At 72.4% G+C, this 9680-nt stretch carries 1 protein-coding gene and 1 pseudogene; both read left to right on the top strand.

Annotated elements, in window-relative coordinates; all coding sequences use genetic code 11:
* Positions 1-38: 38 nt before the first annotated feature.
* Positions 39-7760: pseudogene (locus ACZ4FV_RS50680) on the top strand (SDR family NAD(P)-dependent oxidoreductase); the annotation flags it as partial.
* A gap of 70 nt (positions 7761-7830) precedes the next feature.
* Positions 7831-9680 (top strand): type I polyketide synthase (locus ACZ4FV_RS50675; RefSeq protein WP_465328155.1); only part of this gene is annotated, 1850 nt, incomplete at its 3' end.

Here is a 9680-nt window from a genome sequence, read left to right as displayed (position 1 = left end):
GGTGGGCGGCCGGCTTGTCGGGTGCTTTGGCGTGTGGTGAGCGGGAGACGGCGGTGCGTGGTGGCGTGGTGTTGGTGCCGCGTCTGGTTCGGCACACGGTCGGTTCGGCCGGCGGGGGGATGTCGTTCGGTGCGGGCACGGTCCTGATCACCGGTGGTACGGGGACGTTGGGTGGGTTGGTGGCCCGTCGTCTGGTGACCGACCACGGCGTCCGCAGCCTGGTGTTGCTCAGTCGACAGGGCGAACGGGCTCCTGGGGCAGGCGAATTGACGGAGGAGCTGACGGCGCTGGGCGCGTCGGTGGTCGTGGCGGCGTGTGACGCGGCGGATCGAAACGCGCTCACAGGCGTACTGGGGAATCTCCAGGGCCCGTTGACCGGTGTGGTGCATGCCGCCGGGCTCCTGGACGACGGTCTGGTCGAGGCGTTGACCGAGGACCGGTTGCACAGTGTGCTGCGCGCCAAGGTCGACGGCGCGGTGAACCTGCACGAACTGACCCGCGATCTCGACCTCTCCGCCTTCGTCCTCTTCTCCTCCGCCGCGGGCATCCTGGGCGGTCCGGGGCAGGCGAACTACGCGGCGGCGAACACATATCTCGACGCCCTCGCCCACGTCCGCCGCGCCAATGGGCTCCCCACCGTCTCGATGGCCTGGGGCTTCTGGGCCACGGCCAGCGCGATGACCGGGCACCTGGACAACGGCGACACGGCCCGCCTGGCCCGAACCGGGATCGTGCCGCTCACCGAGGAACAGGGTCTCGCGCTCTTCGATGCCGCACTCGCGCCGTCGACCGGCGCCCTGACCGTACCGATCCGCCTCGACGCCGCCGCGCTGCGCACCCAGGCCGCCGCCGGGCTGTTGCCGCCGCTGTTGAGCGGCCTGGTCCGCGCGGCCAGGCGCCGCATCGACGCTCCTGTCGGCGGGGACGACCAAGAGGCATCCGCTCTCGCCCGCCGGATCGCGGCTCTGCCGCCCGTCGAACAGGAGCGCGAGTTGGTCGAGTTGGTGCGCCGAGTCGTCGCCGCCGTGTTGGGTCACGAGTCGGGGGAGGCGGTGGGCGCGGGGCGGGCGTTCAAGGATCTCGGGTTCGATTCGATGTTGGCGGTGGATCTGCGGAACCGGTTGAGTGCGGTGACGGGTCTGCGGTTGCCGGCGACGTTGGTCTTCGACCATCCGACTCCGGCGGCGATCGCCGGCTTCGTGCGGGGGGAGTTGCTCGGTTCCGACGCTGTCGTCGTGAGCCCGTCGTCCGTTACCGCGGCGGTCGACGGTGATCCCGTGGTGATCGTGGGGATGGCATGCCGTTACCCGGGCGGGGTCGCCTCGCCGGAAGACCTGTGGGACCTCGTCGCATCGGGACGGGACGCGATCTCCGGGTTCCCCGACGACCGGGGCTGGGACCTGGAGAACCTGTACGACCCCGACCCCGCGGCCTCGGGGAAGAGCTACGCCTCCGAGGGTGGATTCCTCTACGACGCAGGGCAGTTCGACGCCGGGTTCTTCGGGATCTCGCCGCGTGAGGCGTTGGCGATGGATCCGCAGCAGCGGTTGCTTCTGGAGACGTCGTGGGAGGCGTTCGAGCGGGCCGGGATCGACCCGGCCGGGTTGAGGGGCAGCCAGACCGGCGTCTTCGCCGGCGTCATGTACCACGACTACGCGGCCCGTCTCGCCGACGTTCCCGAGGAAGTGGAGGGCTACCTCGGCACCGGCTCGTCGGCGAGCGTGGTGTCGGGCCGGGTCGCGTACACCTTCGGGTTCGAGGGCCCGGCGGTGACCGTCGACACGGCGTGCTCGTCGTCGTTGGTGGCGCTGCACCTGGCCGGTCAGGCGCTGCGCAGCGGCGAGTGCTCGATGGCCCTCGTCGGCGGGGTCACCGTGATGACCAACCCGGGCCTGTTCGTCGAGTTCAGCCGTCAGCGCGGAATGTCGCCGGACGGGCGCTGCAAGGCGTTCTCGGCCGCCGCGGACGGCACGGGCTGGTCCGAGGGTGTCGGGGTCCTGCTGGTGGAGCGGCAGTCGGACGCCGTACGCAACGGCCATCGCGTCCTTGCCGTCGTGCGCGGAACCGCGGTCAACCAGGACGGCGCCAGCAACGGTCTCACCGCGCCCAACGGCCCGTCCCAACAACGCGTCATCCAGCAGGCCCTGGCCAATGCGGGTCTCGGTCGGCAGGACGTGGACTCGGTGGAAGGCCACGGCACCGGTACGACACTGGGTGACCCGATCGAGGCGCAGGCGATCATCGCCACGTATGGCCAGGACCGTACCGACGAACGTCCGCTCTACCTCGGGTCGTTGAAGTCGAACATCGGTCACGCGCAAGCCGCCGCCGGCGTGGCGGGCGTGATCAAGATGGTGATGGCGATGCGTGCGGGCGTGTTGCCGCAGACGCTGCACGTCGATGAGCCTTCCCCGCACGTGGACTGGTCGGCGGGTGCGGTCGAGCTGCTCACCGAAGCCCGCGCGTGGCCCGATACGGGCCGTCCCCGCCGGGCCGGTGTGTCGTCCTTCGGCGCCAGTGGGACCAACGCGCACGTCGTTTTGGAGCAGGGACCCGAACCGGTGCCCGCTGCCGGGCGCGGAGGACCCACGGCCCCGGAGCGCGTCCTGCCCTGGCTGTTGTCCGCCCGGACGAAGGAGGCCCTCGCCGGTCAGGCGCTGCGCCTCGCCGCTGTGGTGCGTGGTGACGACGCGCTCGGAACGGCTGACATCGGGCACGCCCTGGCGACATCCCGCGCGGTGTTCGAGGAGCGTGCCGTCGTCGTCGGGCGCGGCCGTGACGAGCTGCTGGCCGGGCTCGACGCGCTCGCCGAGGACTGGCCAGCGTCCGGCCTGGTGGTGGGTTCGGCCCGCTCCGATTCCCGGGTGGCGTTCTTGTTCACCGGCCAGGGCAGCCAGCGGATGGGAATGGGCCGCGAGCTGTACGAGGCGTTCCCGGTCTTCGCCGAGGCGTTCGACACCGTGGTGTTCGAACTCGACCGGCAGCTGTCCGGGCATGCGGCCTACTCGGTGCGCGATGTCGTGTTCGGAGCCGACGGCACGGAGGGCTTGCTGAACGAGACGGTCTTCACCCAGGCGGGTCTGTTCGCCCTCGAAGTCGCCGTCTACCGGCTCGCCGAGTCGTTCGGGGTGCGACCCGACTACCTGCTGGGCCACTCGATCGGCGAACTCGCCGCCGCCCACGTCGCGGGCCTCTGGTCGCTGCCGGACGCGGCGGTCGTGGTGGCCGCCCGCGGCCGGCTGATGCACGCGCTGCCCGCCGGCGGCGCGATGGTCGCCGTCTCGGTCTCCGAACAGGAGGCGCTGGACGGCCTGGCCGCCGCGGAACGGGACGACGAGCGCGGGAGCGTGACCGTGGCTGCGGTCAACGGCCCGACCTCGGTGGTCCTGTCCGGCGACGAGGAGCCGGTGTCGCGGGCCGCCGCCCGATTCGCGTTGGCGGGGCACAAGACGCGGCGGCTCCAGGTCAGCCACGCGTTCCACTCGGCGCGGATGGAACCGATGCTGGCGGAGTTCCGGCAGGTCTTGGCCACCGTCACCTTCGGTGCGACCACCGTGCCGCTGGTCTCCAACCTGTCCGGCGCGATCGCCGAGCCCGACGAACTGCGCACCCCCGAGTATTGGGTGCGGCAGGTGCGCGAGGCGGTGCGATTCGCCGATGGCGTGGCGGCACTCGACGCCGAGGGCGTCACGGCCTTTCTCGAACTGGGCCCGGAAGGCGTGCTGACCGCGATGGTGCGCGACTGCCTGGACGCGGGCACCGACGTCACCGCCGTACCGGTACTGCGCCGCGAACGCCCCGAGGTGGAGACGACCGTCGGCGCGCTGGGCGTTGTGCACGTGGCGGGCGTGCCCGTGCGGTGGTCGGCTCTCTTCACGGCGACGGGAGCCGGCGTGGGAACCGGAACGGAAGCCGGAGCCGGAACCGGAGGGCAAACGGGAGTGCGAACGGCGACCGCGAGCGTGGAACTGCCGACGTACGCCTTCCAGCGCCGGCGCTACTGGCTCGACAGCGCCTCTGCCCCGCACACGGACGCCACCGACCTCGGACTCGCCTCCGGCCGGCACCCGCTGGTCGGCGCGGCGGTTCGGCTCGCCGGCACCGACCAGGTCGTGCTCACCGGGCGGCTCTCGCTGTGTACCCACCCCTGGCTCGCGGATCACGCGGTCGCCGGCACCGTCCTGCTGCCCGGCTCGGCACTCGCCGAACTGGCCGTGCACGCCGCCGACACCGTCGGCTGCGCCCGGGTCGCCGAACTGACCCTGGAGGCACCGCTCGTGCTGCCCGAACGGGCAGGCGTACAGATGCAGGTCGCGATCGGCGGCGTGCAGGGCGACGGTAGCCGCAGTGTCGAGCTGTACTCCCGGCCGGAGGACGACGCCAACGCCGATCCCGGCGACGGGGCGGTCTGGACCCGGCACGCGACCGGCACGCTGGCCGCAGCGGCCGATCCGGGCGCCGACGCCCCGGACCTCGACTTCGACCTCGCCGCGTGGCCACCGGCCGGGGCCCGGCCCGTGGAACTGGACGGCTTCTACCCGCACCTGGCCGAGAGCGGATATGGCTACGGCCCGGCGTTCCGGGGCCTGCGCGCCGCGTGGCGCCTCGGCGACGAGGTGTACGCCGAAGTCGCGCTCCCCGACGAACTCGCCAATTCCGCAGGCCGATTCGGCCTGCACCCGGCGCTGCTCGACGCGGCCCTGCACGCCGCGAAACTCACCGGCGCGGGCGTCGAGGACGGTCTCGTCCGGTTGCCGTTCGCCTGGACCGACGTGGTCCTGTCGGCCACCGGCGCCTCGGCGCTACGACTGCGGCTGTCCGTCGCCGGCCCCGAGCGGCTCGCCATCCAGGCCGCCGACGGAGCCGGCCGTCCGGTGCTCGCCGTCGGGCAGTTGGCGCTGCGTACCGTCTCTCCCGAGCAACTCGGCGCCGTGCGCGAGGACACGGGCGGGGCCCTCTACCGGATGAGCTGGGTGCCGGTCGACGTGACCGCGGTGCCCGCGGGTTCCATCGACCCCGGCGAGCCGACCATTCTCGACTGCGTGCCCTCCGCGGCCACGGACCGCGACGGGCTCGCGGACTCGGTGTCGGCGACAACCGCCGCTGTACTGGCGGGGGTTCAGCAGTTGCTCGCGGGTGAGGGCGGTCCGGAACCGCTGGTCGTGGTGACGCATGGCGCGGTGGCTGCGGCGGCCGGCGACACGGTGCCGGATCTCGCACATGCGTCCGTGTGGGGGTTGGTGCGTTCGGCCCAGAGCGAGCACCCCGGCAGGTTGATGCTGGTGGACACGGACGACAGTCCCGAGTCCGCGATGCTGCTCCGAGCCGCCGTGCGCAGCGGCGAACCGCAGTCGGCGCTCCGCGACGGACAGGCGCTGGTACCCCGACTGGTCCGCTCCGGCCCGACCGGCCGCGATGGCGGCGCCCTGGTCCCGCCGCGCGGCGACTGGGCCTTGCGCACCAGGGGCACCGGCACCCTGGAGGGCCTGGCCCTTCTTCCCCCCGACGACACCGCACAACGGCCGCTCGGCGAGCACGAGATCCGGATCGCCATCCGGGCGGCCGGTCTCAACTTCCGGGACGTGTTGCTCGCGTTGGGTGTGTATCCGGGTGCCGCGTCGATGGGCGGCGAAGGTGCCGGTGTGGTCACCGAGGTGGGCGCTGCGGTCGCCGAACTCGCGGTCGGTGAGTCGGTGTTCGGGCTCTTCCCGGACGCGTTCGGGCCGCACGCCGTCGCCGACCACCGGATGGTGACGAAGCTGCCGGACGAGTGGTCGTTCGAGCGGGCGGCGTCGGTGCCGGTGGTGTTTTTGACGGCGTATCACGGCTTGGTGGAGTTGGGTGGTCTGCGGGCCGGTGAGTCGGTGTTGGTTCATGCCGGTGGGGGTGGGGTGGGGATGGCGGCGGTGCAGATCGCGCGTCATCTGGGTGCCGAGGTGTTCGCGACGGCGAGTGAGGGCAAGTGGGAGACGTTGCGGTCGCTCGGTGTGGACGACGCGCACATCGCCGATTCCCGCACGCTCGACTTCGAGGAGCACATCCGTACGGCCACCGGTGGGCGTGGTGTGGATGTGGTGTTGAACTCTCTCGCGGGTGAGTTCGTGGACGCCTCGCTGCGGCTCCTGGCCGACGGTGGCCGGTTGTTGGAGATGGGCAAGACCGACATCCGTGACCCGGACGCGGTGCACACCGCCCACCCGGGCACCACGTATCGCCCGTACGACCTGATGACGGTCGCCCCGGAGCACATCCGGGCGCTCTTCGCCCAGTTGATGCCGCTGTTCGGATCAGGCGTGCTGGCGCCGGTTCCGGTGCGGTCGTGGGATGTGCGGCGGGCGCCGGAGGCGTTCCGGTTCATGGCGCAGGCCAGGCACACCGGGAAGCTCGTACTGCGGATGCCGGTGCCGCTCGATCCGGGTGGGACCGTCCTGATCACCGGCGGCACGGGCACCCTGGGGGGCCTGGTGGCCCGCCATCTGGTCACCCGACACGGCGTGCGCAACCTCGTACTGGCGAGCCGGCGCGGCCCCGATGCCCCCGAGGCGGACGCGCTGGTGGCGGAGTTGATCGACCTCGGCGCCGAAGTCGCGGTCGAGGCGTGCGACGCGGCCGATCGGGAAGCCCTCGCCGCGGTCCTGGCGCGGATCCCCGTCGGCGCGCCGCTCACGGCGGTTGTCCATGCCACCGGTGTCCTGGACGACGGCCTGATCGAGTCGATGACCCCGGAGCGTCTGGAGCGGGTACTGCGATCCAAGGTCGACGGCGCGGTCAACCTGCACGAACTCACCGCCGAGCACGACCTCTCCGCCTTCGTTCTCTTCTCCTCGATCGCCGGCATGCTGGGTGGCCCGGGGCAGGCCAACTACGCAGCGGCGAACGCCTTCCTGGACGCGCTGGCCGTCCGCAGGCAGGCCGCCGACCTCCCCGGCACCTCCGTGGCGTGGGGGCTGTGGGCGGCCACGAGTGGCATGACTGGGCAACTCGGCCGGCAGGACCTCGCCAGGATGCACCGCTCCGGCATCGCCGCGATGACGGCCGAACAGGGCCTCGGGCTGCTCGACGCGGCCCTGAACGTCGCCGAGGCGAATCCGGCCGCGGTTCGATTCGACCTCGGTGCGCTGCGGAAGGCGGCCGAGTCCGGTGACCTGCCCGCGCCTCTGCACGGCCTGGTGCGCGCGCCGCTGCGTCGGGCCGCCGCGTCCGCCGGACCCGCGGAGTCGTCGACGCTCGCCCGGCAGTTGGGGGGGCGGTCCGAGGCGGAGCAGGAGCGCATCCTGGTCGACCTCGTCCGCGGCCACTGCGCCGCGGTGCTCGGGCACGCCTCGATGGAGGCGATCTCGTCCGAGCGCGGCTTCCTGGAGTCCGGCTTCGACTCGCTCACCGCAGTCGAACTGCGCAACCGACTCGGCACCGCCACCGGGCTGGGACTGCCCGCCACGGTGATCTTCGACTGCCCGACCCCACAGGCACTGGCCCGGTACCTCAAGGACGGGCTGGGCCTGGTGCGGGAAGTGGACCCGGTGGCACCACTGGTCGGCGAGATCGACCGGCTCGAAGCGGCGCTCGCCGCCTCGCTCCCGGGCCCGGGCGAGGACCGGGCCGCGGTGCTGCGCCGGCTCCAGACGCTGCTGTGGCGGTTCGAGGAAGTACCGGACGAGGCGGCACCCGCCGCCGCCGGCGACGACCGGCCGGGCGGCTTGAACGCCGCGACCGACGACGAGATGTTCACCCTGCTCGACAAGGAGTTGGGGCTCGACTGACCCTGCGGCCGGCCGCACCCGTCGGCCGCCGACCGATCCGGACCCCTCCGCCCTCTGGAAAGCGTGGACGATGAACGACACCGACACGGAGCAGAAACTCCGCGACTACCTCAAGCGCGCGGCCGAGGAGCTCCAGCAGACCAGGCGGCGGCTGGCCGCCGTCGAGGCGCGCGGCCGGCAACCGATCGCCATCGTGGCCATGTCCTGCCGTTTTCCCGGAGGAGTTCGCTCGCCCGAGGATCTGTGGCGGCTGGTGGGGGCCGAGGCCGACGTGATCTCCGACTTCCCGACCGACCGGGGGTGGGATGTCGAGGGGCTCTACGACCCGGACCCGAACGCGACCGGCAAGAGCTATGTGCGCCAGGCCGGTTTCGTCCACGACGCGGCCGACTTCGACGCGGAGTTCTTCGGTATCTCGCCGCGCGAGGCGCTCGCGATGGACCCGCAGCAGCGCCTGCTCCTGGAGACGTCGTGGGAGGCGTTCGAGCGGGCGGGGATCGATCCGGCCACGCTCAAGGGCAGCCGTACCGGTGTCTTCGTCGGGGCCGGCGCGACCCGCTACATCGAGAACCTGAGCGACCTGCCACCGGCCGTCGAAGGCTACTCGATGACCGGGAACGTCGCCGGCGTGCTGTCCGGCCGGCTCTCCTACACCTATGGGTTCGAGGGGCCGGCGATAACCGTGGACACGGCGTGCTCGTCCTCGCTGGTCGCGCTGCACCTGGCCGCGCAGGCCCTGCGACAGGAGGAGTGCTCCTTCGCGCTGGTCGGCGGGGTGACGGTGATGTCGGACCCGGCCCTGTTCGTCGAGTTCAGCCGGCAGCGCGGCCTCGCGGTCGACGGGCGCTGCAAGGCGTTCGCCGCCGCGGCCGACGGCACCGGCTGGTCCGAGGGTGTGGGCGTGGTGCTGGTCGAGCGGCTGGCCGACGCGCGGCGCAACGGCCACCAGGTGCTCGCCGTGCTGCGTGGCAGCGCGGTCAACCAGGACGGGACCAGCAGTGGGCTGACCGCCCCCAGTGGCCCTTCGCAGCAGCGGGTGATCCGTCAGGCGCTGGAGAACGCCCGGCTGACGGCGGATCAGGTGGACGCGGTGGAGGCGCACGGCACCGGCACCGCACTCGGCGACCCGATCGAGGCGCAGGCGCTGTTGGCCACGTACGGCCGGGACCGCGACCCGGCGCTGCCGCTGTGGCTCGGTGCGCTCAAGTCCAACCTGGGCCATTCGGCCGCCGCTTCGGGTGTGGCGGGGCTGATCAAGATGGTGATGGCGATGCGGCACGGCATCCTGCCCAGGACGTTGCACGTCGATGCGCCGACGCAGCACGTGGACTGGACGGCGGGCGCGGTCGAGTTGCTGACCGAGGCCCGTTTGTGGCCGGAGACCGGCCGGCCGCGCCGTGCGGCCGTCTCCTCCTTCGGGATCAGCGGTACGAACGCGCATGTCGTGATCGAGCAGGCCGCGCCCGCCGAGGAGGCGCCCCGAGCCGAAGGCGACGGCGGGTCCGCGGGTGGGGTCGAAGCGGCGGTGTCCGAAGCGGCGCCCGGCCTCCTACCCTGGCTCGTCTCCGCCCGCTCCGAACCCGGACTGCGCGCGCAGGCCCGCCGTCTGCTGGACCACATCCGGGCGCACCCCGACCTCACCCCGCTCGACCTCGCCTACTCGCTCGCCGCGACCCGCTCGGCGCTGGACGTCCGCGGCGCCGTCCTCGGCGCGGACCGCGCGGAACTCCTCGCCGGACTCGCCTCTTTGGCCGAGGGCGCTCCCGGTCCGGGAGTTCGGCAGGGCAGCGTGCGCGCCGACGGTCGGCTGGCGTTGTTGTTCAGCGGGCAGGGGAGTCAGCGGGTCGGGATGGGGCGTGAGCTGCACGATCGCTTCCCGGTGTTCGCGGAGGCGTTCGATGCCGCTGTTGTCGAGTTGGA

The organism is Embleya sp. NPDC025285, from assembly GCF_055558835.1.
Note: the sequence above shows the minus strand (reverse complement) of the source record. Positions and strands in the feature narration are given on the sequence as shown.